Origin of the sequence: Brevibacterium sp. K11IcPPYGO002, assembly GCF_050920635.1 — a bacterium.
Classification (GTDB): domain Bacteria; phylum Actinomycetota; class Actinomycetes; order Actinomycetales; family Brevibacteriaceae; genus Brevibacterium.
Genome location: NZ_CP131929.1, coordinates 1,648,230 through 1,664,987, shown reverse-complemented (window position 1 = coordinate 1,664,987; position 16,758 = coordinate 1,648,230). Strand labels below are relative to the sequence as shown.

Annotated in this window: 16 protein-coding genes; 6 read left to right on the top strand and 10 right to left on the bottom strand. The window is 60.2% G+C overall.

Annotation, left to right across the window (positions count from 1 at the left end; all coding sequences use genetic code 11):
• Positions 1-257: 257 nt before the first annotated feature.
• The 8 genes from QYM46_RS07490 to ychF form a co-directional block, all read right to left on the bottom strand.
• On the bottom strand, positions 258-560 hold the full coding sequence (locus QYM46_RS07490) for a HigA family addiction module antitoxin (protein WP_432791423.1): 303 nt from the start codon (positions 558-560) through the stop codon (positions 258-260).
• 270 nt (positions 561-830) lie between these two features.
• Positions 831-1,079 carry a hypothetical protein gene (locus QYM46_RS07485; RefSeq protein WP_432791422.1) on the bottom strand — a complete coding sequence of 83 codons (249 nt, stop codon included), beginning with the start codon at positions 1,077-1,079 and terminating at the stop codon, positions 831-833.
• Between the two features lie 663 nt (positions 1,080-1,742).
• On the bottom strand, positions 1,743-2,279 hold the full coding sequence (locus QYM46_RS07480) for a Pycsar system effector family protein (protein WP_432791421.1): 537 nt from the start codon (positions 2,277-2,279) through the stop codon (positions 1,743-1,745).
• 17 nt (positions 2,280-2,296) lie between these two features.
• The gene (locus tag QYM46_RS07475) at positions 2,297-3,037 is read right to left on the bottom strand and encodes an adenylate/guanylate cyclase domain-containing protein (protein ID WP_432791420.1); all 741 of its coding nucleotides are present in this window, start codon (positions 3,035-3,037) and stop codon (positions 2,297-2,299) included.
• Positions 3,037-3,735: an adenylate/guanylate cyclase domain-containing protein gene (locus tag QYM46_RS07470; protein ID WP_432791419.1), complete on the bottom strand. Its 699-nt coding sequence runs from the start codon at positions 3,733-3,735 to the stop codon at positions 3,037-3,039. Before QYM46_RS07470 ends, QYM46_RS07475 begins: the two co-directional genes overlap by 1 nt.
• Positions 3,736-4,266: 531 nt before the next feature.
• Positions 4,267-4,563: a hypothetical protein gene (locus QYM46_RS07465; protein ID WP_432791418.1), complete on the bottom strand. Its 297-nt coding sequence runs from the start codon at positions 4,561-4,563 to the stop codon at positions 4,267-4,269.
• 1,574 nt (positions 4,564-6,137) lie between these two features.
• Positions 6,138-7,502: a hypothetical protein gene (locus QYM46_RS07460; RefSeq protein ID WP_432791417.1), complete on the bottom strand. Its 1,365-nt coding sequence runs from the start codon at positions 7,500-7,502 to the stop codon at positions 6,138-6,140.
• A gap of 19 nt (positions 7,503-7,521) precedes the next feature.
• Positions 7,522-8,607, bottom strand: a complete 1,086-nt coding sequence (gene ychF / locus QYM46_RS07455) for a redox-regulated ATPase YchF (RefSeq protein WP_432791416.1) — start codon at positions 8,605-8,607, stop codon at positions 7,522-7,524.
• Positions 8,608-8,679: 72 nt separating this feature from the next.
• On the opposite strand from ychF, the gene QYM46_RS07450 reads away from it, so the two are divergent.
• A complete protein-coding gene (locus QYM46_RS07450; RefSeq protein ID WP_432791415.1) occupies positions 8,680-9,876 on the top strand; it encodes a DNA recombination protein RmuC in 1,197 nt (398 codons plus the stop codon).
• A 72-nt stretch (positions 9,877-9,948) separates the two neighbouring features.
• Here QYM46_RS07450 and QYM46_RS07445 read toward each other — a convergent pair whose 3' ends face one another.
• Entirely contained in the window at positions 9,949-10,965 is a 1,017-nt protein-coding gene (locus tag QYM46_RS07445) for a 4-hydroxy-3-methylbut-2-enyl diphosphate reductase (protein WP_432791414.1), read from the bottom strand.
• A gap of 91 nt (positions 10,966-11,056) precedes the next feature.
• On the opposite strand from QYM46_RS07445, the gene xseA reads away from it, so the two are divergent.
• Together xseA and QYM46_RS07435 are read left to right on the top strand one after the other, a co-directional pair.
• A complete protein-coding gene (gene xseA / locus QYM46_RS07440; protein WP_432791413.1) occupies positions 11,057-12,364 on the top strand; it encodes an exodeoxyribonuclease VII large subunit in 1,308 nt (435 codons plus the stop codon).
• Between the two features lie 52 nt (positions 12,365-12,416).
• Positions 12,417-12,656, top strand: coding sequence for an exodeoxyribonuclease VII small subunit (locus tag QYM46_RS07435; RefSeq protein ID WP_432791412.1), 240 nt, complete (start codon positions 12,417-12,419; stop codon positions 12,654-12,656).
• 19 nt (positions 12,657-12,675) lie between these two features.
• Here QYM46_RS07435 and QYM46_RS07430 read toward each other — a convergent pair whose 3' ends face one another.
• Positions 12,676-13,245 (bottom strand): DUF4245 domain-containing protein, encoded by a 570-nt coding sequence (locus QYM46_RS07430; protein ID WP_432791411.1) that lies wholly within the window; start codon positions 13,243-13,245, stop codon positions 12,676-12,678.
• Between the two features lie 198 nt (positions 13,246-13,443).
• Here QYM46_RS07430 and glpX point away from each other — a divergent pair, with 198 nt between their 5' ends.
• The 3 genes from glpX to QYM46_RS07415 all read left to right on the top strand — a co-directional run bounded on the left by glpX (position 13,444) and on the right by QYM46_RS07415 (position 16,750).
• Complete coding sequence (gene glpX, locus QYM46_RS07425; protein ID WP_432791410.1) at positions 13,444-14,568, top strand: class II fructose-bisphosphatase; 1,125 nt, start codon at positions 13,444-13,446, stop codon at positions 14,566-14,568.
• A gap of 60 nt (positions 14,569-14,628) precedes the next feature.
• Entirely contained in the window at positions 14,629-15,255 is a 627-nt protein-coding gene (locus QYM46_RS07420) for a carbonic anhydrase (protein WP_169251950.1), read from the top strand.
• A gap of 91 nt (positions 15,256-15,346) precedes the next feature.
• Positions 15,347-16,750: a class II fumarate hydratase gene (locus QYM46_RS07415; protein ID WP_432791409.1), complete on the top strand. Its 1,404-nt coding sequence runs from the start codon at positions 15,347-15,349 to the stop codon at positions 16,748-16,750.
• Positions 16,751-16,758: the final 8 nt, after the last annotated feature.

The following is a 16,758-nucleotide window of genomic DNA, read 5'->3' as shown; positions in this document are numbered from 1 at the left end:
AGCACCAAACGAAAGTCAACGAGGATGAGCGATCATCTATTCCGAAGAAAGCGCAAGCGCCCGCTGAACACTTGGGTCAGCAGGGATTCGTCGGGCACTTATCGCTCCAGAGATTGAACCGGAACGGGACTAGACGTTGAAGCGGAACTCCACCGCATTCCAGCACGGTCGACAATCATGGCCCGACTCGATTGACATCGCCCCACCGCTTTTGCCGTGCTCCACATACTCAGCGACTGCTCGCCAGTGTTCGCCATTCACACCACCTGCAGCGGAACGATCGAAGCGATCTGCTCACCTGCCCGCTCCTCGGCCCGGTCGAGCTCGTAATGACTCTGCAGGTTGATCCAGAACTCCGCCGAGGTACCGAAGTATTTCGCAAGCCGCAACGCGGTATCCGCCGTGATCCCCCGCTTGCCGTGCACGATCTCATTGATCCGCCGAGGCGGGACACCGATGGACACGGCGAGCTTGTTCTGAGTGATTCCGAAACCCTCGAGGAAGTCCTCCATGAGGACCTCCCCGGGGTGGAACGGCTCGATCTCGTCAATGGTAGTCAACGATCTCCACCTCCTCCAGTCCGCAACTGTCAGTAGCGACCAGATTCACCACGGATCGTTGATTCTGACAATTCTAGACGTTGAACCGCAATTCCACTCGTTTCGTAGCTGAATCACCTCTGTAATAAGACGACCGCGACCGGCCCGCCCCGACGACATCCGTGGATACGTTCACGATTCCACAGATGTTCACCTGAATATCGTGAGCTACGCCTGCACCGGAGATGACCTCCGAGACGATTCGCGGTCCCAAGCGACTTTAATCCCCATTCAGGTACTCATGAACGGCAACACTAAGCATTGCCGCACCAGCGGCGTTGACTTACTTAGTCGCACGGTTGTCTGTTCGTTGGAAACTATCGCGCCTGTCTCTCCCGGGTCCAGCTTTGCCACGTTCGGCTCCAGCTCGCTGATAGCTTCGCATTCGGTGGTTCCTTCCGCGGCGTCGTTCCGCAGCATTTGCAGCTCCTTGAGAAGGTCGCGGAGGTCGTTGAGCTGGAGTTGGTGGCCGTACGCCATCAACTACGCCATTTCGAAGCCGTTTGAGTAAGCTAACACCCGGTCGAGGGGTCGCCGGGTTGTCGATGAACATCGGTGGCCTGGTAGCGCTCCTCGGAGTCCATCATTATGTATGACGCGGACACAATGCCGGCATGTACGACGGCAAGCGCGTACTCTACGACTGGACCAATCGTCAGCATCTGAACGAGGTCTGGAGCATGGAAGCCTGGGCCATCGCGATCATCGAACAGGGTGTCGAAGGGGCCGCTTAGTGGATCGAAAATGCGAATCCCGTCCAGTTGTATCTCAGGCAGACGAGATCGCGCCAACGTCGAGCCCTCGAGCTGACCCCGAACCATTCCCGAATTGTGTCAATGGCACTTCGAACACATTACGACCGTGCCGCCTGCAGTCGAATCCTGTGATGTGCTTCCCGCAACTCCACGATTTCACGACGCGTCACGCCGGTCACTCGGTTGCGCACGACGTGCACCACGTCATCACGGAATTTCGCGGATAGGACTTAGCCTTGATGACGTCGCCCAGGCCAGCCCTCAGGTCTTGCCCGATCAAATTGTCACGTAACCGTGCAGCAGCCCCGCATTGATGGCCTCACTTTTGGACGCAAAAGGCTCGTTTAGAACTGATAAATGCACAGAAATTTGATACAGCAGTGACCGTTTAGTGGTTTCTGACGAAAGTCGCGCAGATTACTAATAGAGCAGCCGCAGCGACTGCTGAACTCACTGACCACTGCACGCGTTTGTGCTTCGTCCACGCGATCGTTGCCATCACGACGATCTGTCGACTCAGCTGATCGAGAAGATCCACCTCGGCCAGTGCGGTTTTCAGCACAGTAGCCTCCCAATGGCGTGCGTGGCCGAAATAGATAAAGTTGTCAGCTGACTCCGCTTTCGTGTGCCTACCCCTTAGTCGAGGGAACACAACCAAAGCAGCAAAGGCGATCGACACGAGAAGTCCGAAAAGTCCAGTGTAGTACAGCGTTAAGAGAAATCCGTTTCCGAGCTCGGAGAACAGGCGCCCGGGCGCGGACAGCCCAATGACTGTCGCAAGAGCTGCTGACTCTATAGCGAAGGCAAAAGCCGCCTTGGCATCGACTTTTCCCGTCCAGTCGATTTGAGCAGCGTGTATGCGCCACGCAGCGTCAATCGCTTTCGAGTTGTCCGGTGCACTTACCAGGTCGTTTCTTCGTCGCACGTGATTACTCCAAATCTTCAAGCGCTTAGCGAACGCCAGTAGCTGGTCTTGAAGAGATCGATCTTGTGCGGACCAACCGTTGTCCCGAAAGGACCGCGCCAAGGGTTATCGCCGGACTTTAACTTCTTCTTCTGTGCTGCGTCGAGGTAGCTGTAGACGTTCTTGGTAACGATTATCGATTCAGGCTCTCTGATCTCGCTCAATTTGGCTGCAACATTTGGAGCCTGTCCGATGAAAACTAGGTCATTGTGATTGTGTTCGTTCACCCTGTTGCGAACACCTGCACGCGCAACGAATGTCTCACCGCTATCGATGCCGATCCCATGCCGCGGTACCCACACGCTAGTTCCGTTTGCGTCATGGCGGACCTTTACTTGAGGAGCAATGACCCGCTGGACCATCCAATTGATAGCGAACGCAGCGAGCACGGCATTGTTGCGTTTCCGTTTGCCTGCGAAGACCCCCATCACACGGTCCCCGTCAAAGCTCTTGATTTGCCCGCCATAGTGGCGAATTATCTCTGAAGCTCCACCGAGGTACATGCGGATCGCTTTGGCGGCAAAGGTGTTCTTGTAGCCCTTCTGCAGGCGCGTGGATTCTGCCAGATCCGCGTATAGAAACGCGGCATCAATCTTGACCGCGCCATTCTTATGGGTAACCGAGTCGGTAGATGGGACTTCGTTGCTTTCTCGAATGTTCCATTCCTCATTGAGGATCGTTGAGATCTGATCCTCGATGTCTGCGACAGTCTTCGCCATCAGATCTCCCACGACGCGTCGGAATGGTAAAGCGTTGTGTAATTTCCCAGTGCGGCAATTCCGTTAGACGACGTCCAAAAATTCCTGCCGTCCGCGAGGAGGCGAATGCTTTCATCAAGATCTTCGTAGACGGGTTTCGTGATGTTTGTGTTCCATTTGCGATGTTCGCTCAATCGAGCTGCATCGTTGGGCGCGTCACCAATTGAAATCAGGTCATTGTTGTCTCGAACACCACCACGAACAATGAGCGCTTCGCCTGTATCGATTCCGACACCGTGATTGATTGTGTAGCTCTGAGACACGTCTGTCCATTTGGCCTCGATTGCCGGTTGTATCACGCGATACACCGCCCAGTTGATGCCAAGCGCGGCTCTCACGGCCTTTACGTTTTTATCCGAGCCCATAAAGATCGCCATAACTCGATCCCCGTCAAAGCTGCGAATATTACCGCCGCAGTGTCGAAGGATTCGCGATGCCGAGTTAATGTAAGCGCGAATGATTGTAGCCGATGCCTCCTTCTTCAGAGTGTGCGCGAGCTTGGTTGAGCCGGCGAGATCTGCGTAAAGATAGGTCGCATCAACGAGCCGGCCTCCATTCTTCATCACCACGTCTTCGGTCTTTGGAACGACGGTGCCATTTGAGATGTTCCACGCGGCAGCGAAGATGTCGCCTACGGACTTTGCTATGGTCGGGTACACAGAGCACTCCTCACGGGTTGGAGCGCCAGCTTAGCAGGGGCCACGGACGTCCAAAGTCGACTCACAGTAATTGAAGTAGTGTCGCGCGCTGACGACGACGGGTCCCAACCACATTCGGAGCGCGGACGACCATAACGAGGCCCTGCCACCAGTGGATCGCGGACGGGAACTGGGACCAGGTTTTCTGGCTACTCCCACACAGCGAAGCCAACGGAGTGCTCAACGCCGAAGCGACCCCGTGAGCTTCTGGTCGGCGACCGCCTTAGGGCGGGGACACCCTGTAGAATCGTCCACACACGGGCTACCTTGTGCCCGGCAGTCAGATAGGTCTCTAGTCCCAGGGTGTCGAATCCGAAGGGGCGAACAACAACTGCGCCCAGATTCATCGACTACGCGTCGAGACGTACGCAATCGGCGCAAACATCGACGACCCGAGCGGCCGCGGTGATCGCTTCAGCCACGTCTTGGTTCGTCGCAGTCGGCCGTTCGTCGTCGGGATACTCTGTCGCGGTACTCACTTGACGCATCCATTCAATCTCGCAAGTCTCTGTCTTTGACGAAACCCGTTGCCGCGATCCCGGAGTTGCGATGAGCTCCGCTGACAGGACGGGCACGGAGACCTTCGGTAGCAAGAACAGCGACGAGCGCTTCGCGCGCACCATCATACGCCGCTGTGAACGCCATCGCTTGATCGTCGGTATCGGCAAACAGCTCAGCCGTTCGGGCATGACGTTCGCTGGAATCGACTACGGCCAACGCATGCTCGCGACTCATCTCTACTCTCTCCAGTCTCCGGTTCGCGAGCATTTGATCGACGATGTCAGTCAACGATCTCACCGAATCTCACAACTATAAGCGCGCGAACAAATTGTCCAGAGGATAGGCGACGGCTCTTCGGAATCCCAGTCGACCAACGCGATTCGCGTGAAGTTAACAGGAAGGTAAAGTTGGTCGCCTGCCTCCGCGGCCAAGTCCGTGAGCGACCTCCGCGGTGCGTCGCCACCGAAAAAGACGTCCAAGTCGTTGGGTAACGCGCCGCTCCCCGGGACCGTCTCGCGGTCCAGGATCCGTAAATGAGCAGCTTCTCCACCCCGTCGATCCCATCGAAGAGCTCGCGCAACACCGGCACCTGCCCGTAGGTCGCAACGATCAGATCTCGCATCAAAGCTAACAATGAATTGTCGCATTCGCACTCACGACACTGTTTCGCCCCTCGTGGTGGTCACAAAGCACGGCCGATTCGACCGGTCGCCCGACTTTCGCGATAAACGAATGGACCGCTCGTATGTGTCCGCCTCCCAAGCTCAGCCAACGTAAACTCCCGCTCGGGGTGGCCGAGAGTCTCAGCCAGAATCGCTCCAACCGCATCTGAGCGCACGAAAAGCGTCAGCTGCGGTGTCAACTTCTTCACAGAACACGAAGATGTCTTCCAGTTATAGGAACTGTCAAGAGTGCGGCATCACACATTGAAGCAAGACTCCACCACTCCCTGTAGGCGAAATGCCGCAACAATCATTCAACTGAGAGTTTCGGAGCAGATCCTCCCCGAGTACCCACTTAGCCCGACTATGCGCATTCCTTTGTTGTCTCGAGGATCACCCTCCGCCGGATCCACGAACGGAAACACGTCGCCGTTAAGAGCGTAGCTGGAACGACGATCTGCTTCCCAGCCACCCAGAATGACGCCGCTTGATCCACCGGGGATCCCGATTGGACGCTCCTCCTTTTGCTGCTTGGCAGCAGCGACCTTCCACCACTTCTGCGCTTCACGGCAGGCCCAAGGACTGATATGTCTCCGATGCCTGCACGGTTATAGTTACTCGCACTTTCCTACCGTTGACTGAAACTCCGTCCTCAGCGTAGTAGACTGCCACCCCCGGGAACTTCGCGACATGAATCGCGATAGCTTCTGCCTTGAGTGCGTCGACTCGAGGCGAGAATGGCTCCTCAGTTTGCAGAGGCTGATATCCATACGCCGCATCGCGGACCGCTTCGGCATCTGCCCTGTGCTTCTCCCAATCGCGATCTAGGCGATCTTCGATCCCCGCGAATAGAAGCCTCTCACTGCGGTCCTCATAAAGGCACAGCCACGTTCCTCCGACCACGAATATCCGCTCAGCGGTCCTCGGGCAAAGCATAGTCGATGCGTTCGAAACCACTCTCGCTCCGCGCACAGCTTCGCCCACTCACAGAAGCGGAACACGCGCAAAAGCCACAAGCTAGCACAATGCTCCACCGCGTTCCATTGCCGACTCTGCTCAGTGCAACTTTAAGAGCGCCGAGAATGCCTGCCCGAATGTAGACAGTCCGAACGGTCGGCAAGCCAGCAGTATCCGACCTGAATGTATCCCAGACGGACTGACGCCCTCGCCTGGGCGAGAGGACCATCGTCGTGACTCAATTTAAGCGTGAAGCAATCGACGATAGAGCGCCTCATTTATCCAGGTACGTTCCTTGGAGTCGACCTGAATCTGATCGTACAGTTCTTTTACCCCCGTTGCCCAAATTATTGACAGGTCATCAGAAAGCGGGCTCAGCCCTTCATACATGGCCTCGAGTTGCCACTCAATACCGCTGGCCCATAGCGCCTGATCATTACTCTTAATGACATCAAACATTCTTTCCAACTCTCGCGCTCCGAGCCCGCGCATACATTTCAGCAGGATTTGCATGGTGGATTCGGCGGACCTAAAGTTTGGCGATTTCGCTAAGCGCCCGAGACACAAATCAATAAACTGCTCATTAGGCGCGTTACGGTCTATAATTCTTGTAATCTCATCGGTGGAAAGCTCAGAAAGACGCGAAGAGTAATCTTCGCGACATGCATTATCGCCAGGGAATCCCCCGTCAAACACACGGGAATCAATTAGAACATCAATATCACGATTTGCAATTAGGCTGCGCAGTCGCGTTGCTGCAGTGTCGGGCAAGCAATCCCAGAACAATTCAAGACTCGCGTATGTAGCGAACGCATTCAGAAGCTGCGATTCGCTAAGTGTGCCGCTTACCTCTCGCTTTTCAAGCACTGACCGCAGTTCTTGCTCGAACAGATTTGGGAGATGACTTTTAATTGCCAGGCTCGCTCTCCCGCAACGACTCTGAAAAGTGGCCGAATCAACTGCAATCTCAAGCTCTCCGGCATCGGGTGGACGCAATGCGCCCTTTACGAGTACTTGCATAAGATTCCGCTGAACAATTTCCCGCGTTTCCGAAAAATAGCGCGCGTATACATACTCATCCACTTCCTTGCTTGGCCACGACTCAGAACCAATTTCGCTACCTAGAATGCCGATCTGAACCTTGCCGGCGACTGGACGCTGGGACAGGACCGAATCGACGGCACTGACGATATGAGCTTTAACCAGTTCTGGAGTGGGTGTGTAGACCCAATCAATCGAGGAGAAATTGGGATGTGCACAAAGATTTCGGTCCTTGTAGATTCTCTCTATTTCAACGCGCTCCCGCGCCGTGAGCAATTCAAGTTTTGCTGAAGAAAGGTCCAATAGAGAGCTTTCAAATGACTGCATCTTAGGCACGTCTTCGGCGCCGATCGCTTGATCGAGCTCTTTGATTGCACTCGCAGCCGCGCCGCCTTCTATGTCGGCCATCAGCCTAATCTTGGCGGTCAGATCCAGCGCCACGGCAGTCCATATGGCAATAATGGACGCCCGAAAAGCGCCAGCCCCATACGCTTTAACTGCTTCGTCGTAAAGCTTCTTGGCTGACAGATTTTTGATAGTTGAACGCAGGTAGTCAAAGTCGGCCATTAAACCTCACCCCATCAGGTCACACGTTAAACCTGAACTCCACGACATCGCCGTCGACCATGACGTAGTCCTTGCCTTCCATCCGTACCTTTCCGGCGGACTTCGCGGCAGCCATCGAACCGTTCGCATCGAGATCATCGAACGACACGATCTCGGCCTTAATGAAGCCCTTCTGGAAGTCGGTATGGATGACGCCGGCCGCCTCGGGGGCGGTGGCACCCTTCGGAATCGTCCACGCACGGGATTCCTTGGGACCGGCCGTCAGGTAGGTCTGCAGACCGAGGGTGTCGAAGCCGACGCGGGCGAGCTGGTCGAGTCCCGCTTCATCCTGACCGGTCGACTCGAGCATCTCCCGAGCCTCTTCTGCGTCGAGCTCGGCGAGTTCGGATTCGAACTTCGCGTCGAGGAAGATCGCCTCGACGGGCGCCACGAGGGCCCGCATCTCGTCCTTCTTGTCCTCATCGGCGAGCACCTCGTCGTCGACATTGAACACGTAGAGGAAGGGCTTGACCGTCATCAGCTGCAGCTCACGCAGGGCACTGACATCGAACTTGTCGGCCTGCATCGCCTGGTAGAGCGTCCGCCCGCCTTCGAGGATCTCGGTGGCGGCGTCGATCGCGGTCAGCTGCTCGGCGGGCGCGCGCTTGCCCTTGACTTCCTTCTCGATCCTGGGCCGTGCCTTCTCCAATGTCTGGAGGTCGGCGAGGATGAGCTCGGTGTTGATCGTGTCGATGTCATCGGCTGGGCTGATCTTGCCGTCGACGTGGACGACATCGTCGTCGACGAATCCGCGGATCACCTGGCAGATGGCATCGGCTTCACGGATGTTGGCCAGGAACTGGTTGCCCAGGCCCTCGCCCTCGGAGGCACCACGCACGATTCCGGCGATGTCGACGAAGTCGACGGTGGCATTGAGGATGCGTTCGGAGGAGAAGATCTCCGCCAACCTGCTCAGCCGGGCGTCCGGCAGTGGGACCACGCCCACGTTCGGTTCGATCGTCGCAAACGGGTAGTTCGCCGCGAGAACTTGGTTCTTGGTCAGTGCGTTAAACATGGTCGACTTGCCGACATTGGGCAGTCCCACGATTCCGATAGTCAAAGCCACGGTATCCAAGTCTAGCCCTCGCCGAGGTGGTCCTCGAATTCTCGTGTCAGTGCCCTCTGTCACCCTGGGACCATGAATGCTTTCCCCGCCGCCGCAGTCATCATCGCCGTCATCGTGGCGATCGTCCTCGCCGCCGCGCTCGGATTCCTCCTCGGGCGCAGTCTCACCCGGTCTCGCTATCTCGAGAGACTCACCCGCGCAGAAACCACGTCACACATCCTGTCCCAACGCACGGAAGACCTCGAGGCCGATGCGCAGATGGCCGGTGAGATCACCGCGGCCATCGGACCCTTGGCGGCAAGCGTGAAGAACCTGCAGGAGAATCTGCACGCCCAGGACCGCACACAGATCGAACAGATCACTCGCTTGAATTCCCAGATCGGGCACCTCAGCCAACAGAACCTCCGCCTCCAGGAATCCACCGGGTCACTGGCCAACGCGTTGAACTCAACCACGCACCGCGGAGACTGGGGCGAGGTCCAACTCAAACGCATCGTCGAATACGCCGGCCTCCTCCCCCACGTCGACTTCGACACCCAGGTCAGCGCCGAACGCGATGGTAAGCGCCACCGACCCGATATGGTCGTCCACCTGCCCGGCGGCGGCACGATCGTCATCGATGCGAAGACCCCGCTGTCGGCACGAATGAACGAGGACTCCGCCGAGGCGCCCGACTCTGGCACAGACAGTCACGATCATGCCCGCGCGCTGCTGCGCCATGTCGATGCTCTGGCATCGAAAGAATATTGGAAGGCATTCGAGGCCTCCCCCGACTTCGTCGTCTGCTTCGTGCCCACCGACGGTCTGCTCTCCGCGGCCGCGGCAAGCTACCCGAAGATGATCGATCATGCACTGGGCAAGAACGTCGTCCTCGCCTCACCGGCGACTCTGCTGGTGCTGTTGAAGACCGTGGCGCTCAACTGGCGGCAGGCGGACATGTCCTCTTCGGCTGCCGAGGTGCTGCGGCTGGGCACGGAACTCTACGAACGTATCGGCACTCTGGTGGCCCATGTGTCACGGATGGGTGCCAGCCTGGACCGCTCCGTCGAGGACTACAACCGGTTCGTCTCGTCCTTGGAGTCCCGGTTCCTCGTCACCGCCAGAAAGTTCCCGTCGACCGGGATCGTCGCCGACGAGCTCGACGCCGTGGCCGAACTCGATACTCGTTCTCGCGGCATCAGCGCCGAGGAACTCAGTCGGCCGCGGGCCATGGACTTCGATGATCGTGGTCCGACTCATCTGCGCGGTCGGCAGACGGGGACAAGTTGAGAATCGACAGCGTTTGTCGACTCCGTTGAGTCGTGGATGTCCCCGTCGCGCCGCGCAGCGGAATTGCTCAGCTCAGCCGAGTTTGCGCAGTTCCTTCGGCAGCGAGAAGATGAGGTCCTCTTCGGCGGTGACGACCTCTTCGACGGTGTCGAATCCGTATTCGGCCAGCAGCTGCAGCACGTCCTGGACGAGGTTCTCCGGAACGCTCGCACCTGAGGTGACACCGACCGTGGCCACCTCGTGGAACCATGTCTCGTCGATCTCGCGGGCGAAGTCGACACGGTAGGCAGCCTTCGCCCCGTGTTCGAGAGCGACTTCGACGAGGCGAACGGAGTTCGAGGAGTTCGCCGACCCGACGACGATGACGAGATCCGCGTCGGGCCCGACCTTCTTCACCGCGACCTGCCGGTTCTGTGTCGCGTAGCAGATGTCATCGCTGGGTGGATTCTGCAGGTGCGGGAAGCGCTCACGCAGGATCTCAACCGTTTCCATGGTCTCGTCCACGCTCAAGGTCGTCTGGGAGATCCACACCAGCTTCTCGGCATCGGGAACCTCGATGGTGCGAGCCTCCTCGGGGCTCTGCACCACAGTGATGTGGTCCGGTGCCTCCCCCATGGTTCCTTCGACCTCTTCGTGTCCGGCATGGCCGACGAGGAGGATGCCGAAGCCGTCCCGAGCGAACCGGATGGCCTCCTTGTGAACCTTCGTCACCAGCGGACAGGTCGCGTCGATCGTCGACAGCCCACGCCCAGCAGCCTCGGTGTGCACGGCCGGTGAGACTCCGTGAGCGGAGAACACGACCCGAGCACCTTCCGGGACCTCCGCGGTGTCATCGACGAAGACGGCCCCGCGTTCGGACAGGGTCTCGACGACGTGGCGGTTGTGCACGATCTCCTTGCGGACGTAGATCGGTGCGCCGTAATGCTCGAGGGCGCGTTCGACAGCGATGACAGCCCGATCGACGCCGGCACAATAGCCGCGCGGCGCAGCCAGCAGCACTCTCTTGTCAGCATTGACCGGAGTGCGGATCTCGCTAGGAGCCAGACGCCGGCGCGGAATGGTCGGGGCAGGTACTGAAACGACACTCACCCATTCAGTCTAAGCCGGAGGCGTCGACGGCGGCCAGGAATGGGCTGTGTCAGTGCCGTTCGTTAGGCTGGGTGTTCGGAAGGGGACCCACATGGCGCAAAGAATCTCCGGCACTCCCGGCACGCTCGGCGAATCCGTCGAGCCGAAGGAGCTCGCCGCCACCGCAGCCGAGACCACGGCGGAGAATCCGTGGCCGCTGAGTCTGCTGTCGTCGAAGATGAAGTCCTATATCGACCGCATGTCGAGCGTGTGGATCGAAGGGCAGGTCGTCGAACTCAACCACCGCGGCAAGGCCAGCTACCTGACCCTCCGAGACACCGATGTCGAGATGTCCCTGCCGGTCCAGATCTGGAAGAACGTCCTCGACCGGACCGGGACGCCGCTGACCGAGGGCAGCCATGTCGTCGCCAACCTCAAAGCCGACTTCTGGACGAAGACCGGTCGCCTGACGATGCGAGCCAACGACATCCGCGCCGTCGGCCTCGGCGAACTCCTCGCCCGCCTCGAACGGCTGAAGAAGCAGCTGGGCGCCGAGGGACTCTTCGATCCCAGCCGGAAGCGTCGCCTGCCGTTCCTGCCGAACCGGATCGGGCTGATCACCGGACGGGATTCGGACGCTCAGAAGGACGTCATCCGCAATGTGCACCTGCGCTGGCCGGCCGCCGAATTCGAAGTCCGCAACTGTGCCGTCCAGGGCCCGGATGCTGTACCGGGAGTGATGAAGAACCTCGCCGAACTCGATGCGGATCCGCAGATCGATGTCATCGTCATCGCCCGCGGCGGCGGGAGCATGGAAGACCTCCTGCCGTTCTCCAACGAAGCACTCGTGCGCGCCGTCTCCGCAGCGCAGACACCGGTGGTCTCGGCGATCGGACACGAAGCCGACCGGCCCATCCTCGACGAGGTCGCTGACATGCGGGCGTCAACGCCCACGGATGCCGCAAAGAGGATCGTTCCGGATGTCGCCGAGGAAGGCATGAATCTGCTGCGAGCCCGAGCCGAGCTCGAAGCCGCCGTCAACCGCATCCTCGACCGCGAACAGGAGATGCTCACCGCCGTGCGATCACGGCCGGTGCTCGCCGAGCCGCAGACGATGATCACCGCGCATGAGAACGAACTGACGGTGATCCGCCGCCGCAGTCTGCAGGCAACGAACGGACTGCTCATCCAGGCGCAGAACGAGATCCGGCATCTGCGCTCCCAGGCCCGGTCCCTCTCACCCCTGCGGACGTTGGAGCGCGGCTACGCCGTGGTGCAGACTGACGGGGGTCAGGCCGTCCGCAATGCCTCTGAGGTCGTCTCCGGTGACACCGTCCACGTCCGCGTCGCTCAGGGCCGTTTCGATGCGGAGATCACCGAAGTCACTCCGGAAAAGGATGATTCGACGACCGAGGATTGACCACAGTTCCGCACTCTGCCCACGTTCCACTCACTCTGCGAAGGAGACACCGATGACCGAACCGACGACTCAAGAAGATCAGCCCGATATCAGCACGCTCAGCTACGAGCAGGCACGCGAGGAACTCGTCGTGACCGTCAAGCGCCTGGAGACCGGCAATCTGCCGCTCGAAGAGTCGCTGCGGCTGTGGGAACGCGGCGAAGCACTGGCCGACCGCTGCCAGGCATGGCTCGATGGAGCGCGGGAACGCCTCGACAAGGCCCGTGAGGAGACATCGGACGACGCCGAGTAGAACTCCGGGTCCGCCGGAGTCATTTCAGTTGGGCGGCCACCTGATCGGCGAAGGTGTTGATGGTGTCCGGTGCGGCAGTGGCGCTCAGGACGACATACATATCGCCCTTGTGCGTGACCCAGTATTCCTTCGCCTCTGCGGTCCGATAGATCTGGAAGTCGGCACCACCGACAGTCACTTTCTCGGCAGCGACGGACTCATCGGTCTTCCGCTTCGCCCAGTTCTCACTCGCTTCGGCCTGTTCGATGCTCACCCACTGGTCGTCGGGACCGATGAACGACATGTACCACGAGGTGTATTCGGAGTCGCCCACACGATCGAGGCTGGCTTCATTCGAGGTCCATCCGCGCGGGATCTGCGGAACGATGAGGTCGAACTCGGCATTGCCCTGGGACTGCTCGGCGATTCCCTGGTAGTCGACGACGCGCTCGGAGTCGACTTCGGGCTGCGGGGCGAGGAACAGGATCCCGACGGCGACCGCCAGGCAGGCGAGGATCGCGATGACCATATTGACCCAGTTCGAGTTCTTGCGCAGGAAGCGCATCTCTTCCCGGGACCCCGGCAGCATCACTCCGGACTCGTCAGCCATGGACTCTCCCTTAGGACTCGGAGTCGTCTCGTCGACGACCGTTCGAGCACCCGTCTCGTCGGCAGCATTTCGGACATTCACATCGCCATTGTCCTCGGCTCGCGCGCGAAGGGCCAATTCCGGCCCGAGGACGTGACCGCGGCCACAAGGGGACACCGCTGTCGCGACCCCGATCACAGGGGTGGCACAATTGGAAGCATGAGTGACTCCAAAGAGCCTGTTGACGTGAAATCTCACCATGACCGAGGACGAGTTGACGAGGAGACTCCGCCTGTCGCAGTGACCGACTCATGGTCACAGAAGGCTCAGGTCGAGTCAGATGCTCCCGACCGCAACTTGGCTCTGGAGCTCGTCCGAGTCACCGAGGCCGCAGCCATCGCCGCCGCACCCTGGGTCGGCCGCGGCGACAAGAACGCCGCCGACGGGGCAGCCGTGGCCGCGATGCGCAATGTCATCTCCACCGTCCGCATGTCCGGCACCGTCGTCATCGGCGAAGGCGAGAAGGACGAAGCTCCGATGCTCTTCAACGGCGAACAGGTCGGCGACGGCGGCGGCCCGCACTGCGATGTTGCTGTCGACCCGATCGACGGCACTCGCCTGACCGCGTTGGGCATGCCCAACGCGATCTCGGTCATGGCCGTGACCGAAGACGGTGCGATGTATGACCCCTCCGCCGTGTTCTACATGGAGAAGCTCGTCACCGGCCCGGATGCCGCCGATGCCGTCGATCTGCGTCTGCCGATCGCCGAGAACATCCGCCGCGTCGCCAAGGCGAAGGGAACGAAGGATCCCGCCTCGGTGACGGTGATGATCCTCGACCGCCCCCGCCACCAGCAGATGATCGATGAGATCCGCGCCGCCGGAGCTCGCATCCAGCTCATCACCGATGGCGACGTCGCCGGAGCCATCGCCGCCTGCCGTCCCGGCACGGGCGTCGACATGCTCATGGGCATCGGCGGGACCCCGGAAGGCATCATCACCGCCTGCGCCATCAAGGCTCTCGGCGGAGTCATCCAGGGCCGTCTGTGGCCGCAGGACGACACGGAGCGCGAGGCCGCCGCCGAGGCCGGTCTCGATGTCAATCAGGTGCTCAACACCGACGACCTCGTCACCGGTGACAACAGCTACTTCGTCGCCACGGGCATCACCAACGGCGACCTGCTCGACGGAGTGAAGTTCCAAGGCGGACACGTCACCACGCACTCGTTGGTGATGCGATCGAAGTCGGGGACCGTCCGTCAGGTCTTCGCCGAGCACCAGGCCGCGAAGACCCACTCCTACGTGGAGGCCGCAGAAGAAGCCGCACGCCGCGGCCTGGTCTGACCTCCCAACGCACCCGGTCCCGGGCGCGATGCACACAACTCGGAAGCAGGTGCGAAAGCAATGCCCAATCAGGCGTGGAAACGACTCCTCGAGGGAAACCAGCGTTTCGTCGACGATGTCCCTCGGCATCCCAACCAGGACACTGCACGGCGCGAGTCCCTGTCGGACAGCCAGACCCCGTTCGTCACGCTCTTCGGCTGCTCGGACTCCCGCGTCGCCGCTGAGATGATCTTCGATGTCGGCCTCGGTGACATGTTCGTCGTGCGCAATGCCGGACAGGTCATCGACCCGGTCACCTTGGGGTCGCTCGAATACGGCGTCGAAATGCTCGGCACTCCCCTGCTCGTCGTGCTCGGACACGACAGCTGCGGGGCCGTGACTGCGGCCTACAACGCCTACGACTCGGGTGAGACTCCTCCCGGGTTCATCTCCGACGTCGTCGCCCGCATCCTGCCGACGGTGGCCAGGGCCCGCAAGAACGGACGGACCACGATCAACGAGACCGTCGGTCAGAACACCATGGACACCGTCGACAAGATCATGCAGCTGTCGACGATCATCAAGACCGCAGTCGACGACGGCCGACTCATCATCGTCGGACTCACCTACCAGCTCCACGACGGCCACACCACGGTCGTCGCCCAGTACGGAGGCGACGAGGCCGCGGTCTCCACCTACGCTTCTTAAGCGACCGACCGCCTCGGTGGTCACCCATTCAGGCTCTCAACGACCCTGAACTCCGCAATCATTTCCCCGGCACCCAACGGAAAGGACAACAATGATCGAAGAATTCCGCATCGAACACGACACCATGGGTGAGGTCAAAGTCCCCAAAGACGCCCTCTACAGCGCACAGACCCAGCGTGCCGTCGAGAACTTCCCGATCTCGGGCAAGACCCTCGAATCCGCTCACATCGCCGCACTGGCACAGGTGAAGAAGGCCGCAGCCAAGGCCAACGCCGAACTCGGCGTGCTCGACGAAGCTCGTGCCACAGCCATCCAGAACGCCGCCGATCAGGTCATCGCAGGCGAATTCGACGCCCACTTCCCCATCGACGTGTTCCAGACCGGTTCGGGAACCTCGTCGAACATGAACACCAACGAGGTTCTGGCCTCGCTCGCGACGAAGGCGCTCGAAGCCGACGGAATCAACGTCCACCCGAACGACCACGTCAACGCCTCGCAGTCGTCGAACGACGTCTTCCCCACCTCGGTGCACCTGGCCGTGACCAAGGCCCTGGTCAACACCCTCATCCCGGCCATGGACACCCTGGCGACTTCGCTGGAGAAGAAGGCGAACGAGTTCTCCTCCATCGTCAAGTCCGGCCGCACCCACCTCATGGATGCCACTCCGGTGACGCTCGGTCAGGAGTTCGGCGGCTATGCCGCTCAGGTCCGTTACGGAATCGAGCGCATCGAGGCTTCCCTGCCGCGCGTGGCAGAGGTCCCGCAGGGCGGAACCGCTGTGGGCACCGGCATCAACACCCCCGACGGCTTCTCCTCCCGCGTGGTCGAGATCCTCGCCGAGGAGACCGGACTGCCGATCACCGAGGCACGCAACCACTTCGAGGCGCAGGCCAACCGCGATGGACTCATCGAGGCCTCCGGCCAGCTGCGGACCATCGCCTACGGCTACATGAAGATCTGCAACGATCTGCGCTGGATGGGCTCGGGACCGAACACCGGCCTCGGCGAGATCGCCATCCCCGACCTGCAGCCCGGGTCCTCGATCATGCCCGGCAAAGTCAACCCGGTCATCTGTGAGGCCACCATTCAGGTCGCCGCTCAGGTCATCGGCAACGACACCTCCGTGTCGCTGTCGTCGACCAACGGCGCGTTCGAGCTCAACGTCGGCATCCCCGTCATGGCCTCGAACCTGCTCGAGTCGATCCGCCTGCTCGCGAATGCTTCGACCGTTATGGCCGAGAAGATGATCGACGGACTCACCGCCAATGAGGAACGTGCCCGCTTCCTCGCCGAGGCGAGCCCCTCCATCGTCACGCCGCTGAACAAGGTCATCGGCTACGAGGCCGCTGCGAAGATCGCCAAGCATGCCGTGGCCGAGAAGATGACGGTGAAGGAAGCGACGATCGCTCTCGGCTTCGTCGAGAACGGCTCCATCACCGAGGCCGACCTCGACAAGGCCCTCGACGTCACCACGATGATCGGCAGCTACAAGTAAGCCTCCGG

Coding starts and splice junctions, on each gene's coding strand:
- QYM46_RS07430 (WP_432791411.1), bottom strand. CDS start 13,245: ATGGCTGACGAGTCCGGAGTGATGCTGCCGGGGTCCCGGGAAGAGATG.
- QYM46_RS07485 (WP_432791422.1), bottom strand. CDS start 1,079: ATGGCGTACGGCCACCAACTCCAGCTCAACGACCTCCGCGACCTTCTC.
- QYM46_RS07420 (WP_169251950.1), top strand. CDS start 14,629: ATGCCCAATCAGGCGTGGAAACGACTCCTCGAGGGAAACCAGCGTTTC.
- QYM46_RS07450 (WP_432791415.1), top strand. CDS start 8,680: ATGAATGCTTTCCCCGCCGCCGCAGTCATCATCGCCGTCATCGTGGCG.
- QYM46_RS07460 (WP_432791417.1), bottom strand. CDS start 7,502: ATGGCCGACTTTGACTACCTGCGTTCAACTATCAAAAATCTGTCAGCC.
- xseA (WP_432791413.1), top strand. CDS start 11,057: ATGGCGCAAAGAATCTCCGGCACTCCCGGCACGCTCGGCGAATCCGTC.
- QYM46_RS07415 (WP_432791409.1), top strand. CDS start 15,347: ATGATCGAAGAATTCCGCATCGAACACGACACCATGGGTGAGGTCAAA.
- QYM46_RS07435 (WP_432791412.1), top strand. CDS start 12,417: ATGACCGAACCGACGACTCAAGAAGATCAGCCCGATATCAGCACGCTC.
- QYM46_RS07475 (WP_432791420.1), bottom strand. CDS start 3,037: ATGGCGAAGACTGTCGCAGACATCGAGGATCAGATCTCAACGATCCTC.
- glpX (WP_432791410.1), top strand. CDS start 13,444: ATGAGTGACTCCAAAGAGCCTGTTGACGTGAAATCTCACCATGACCGA.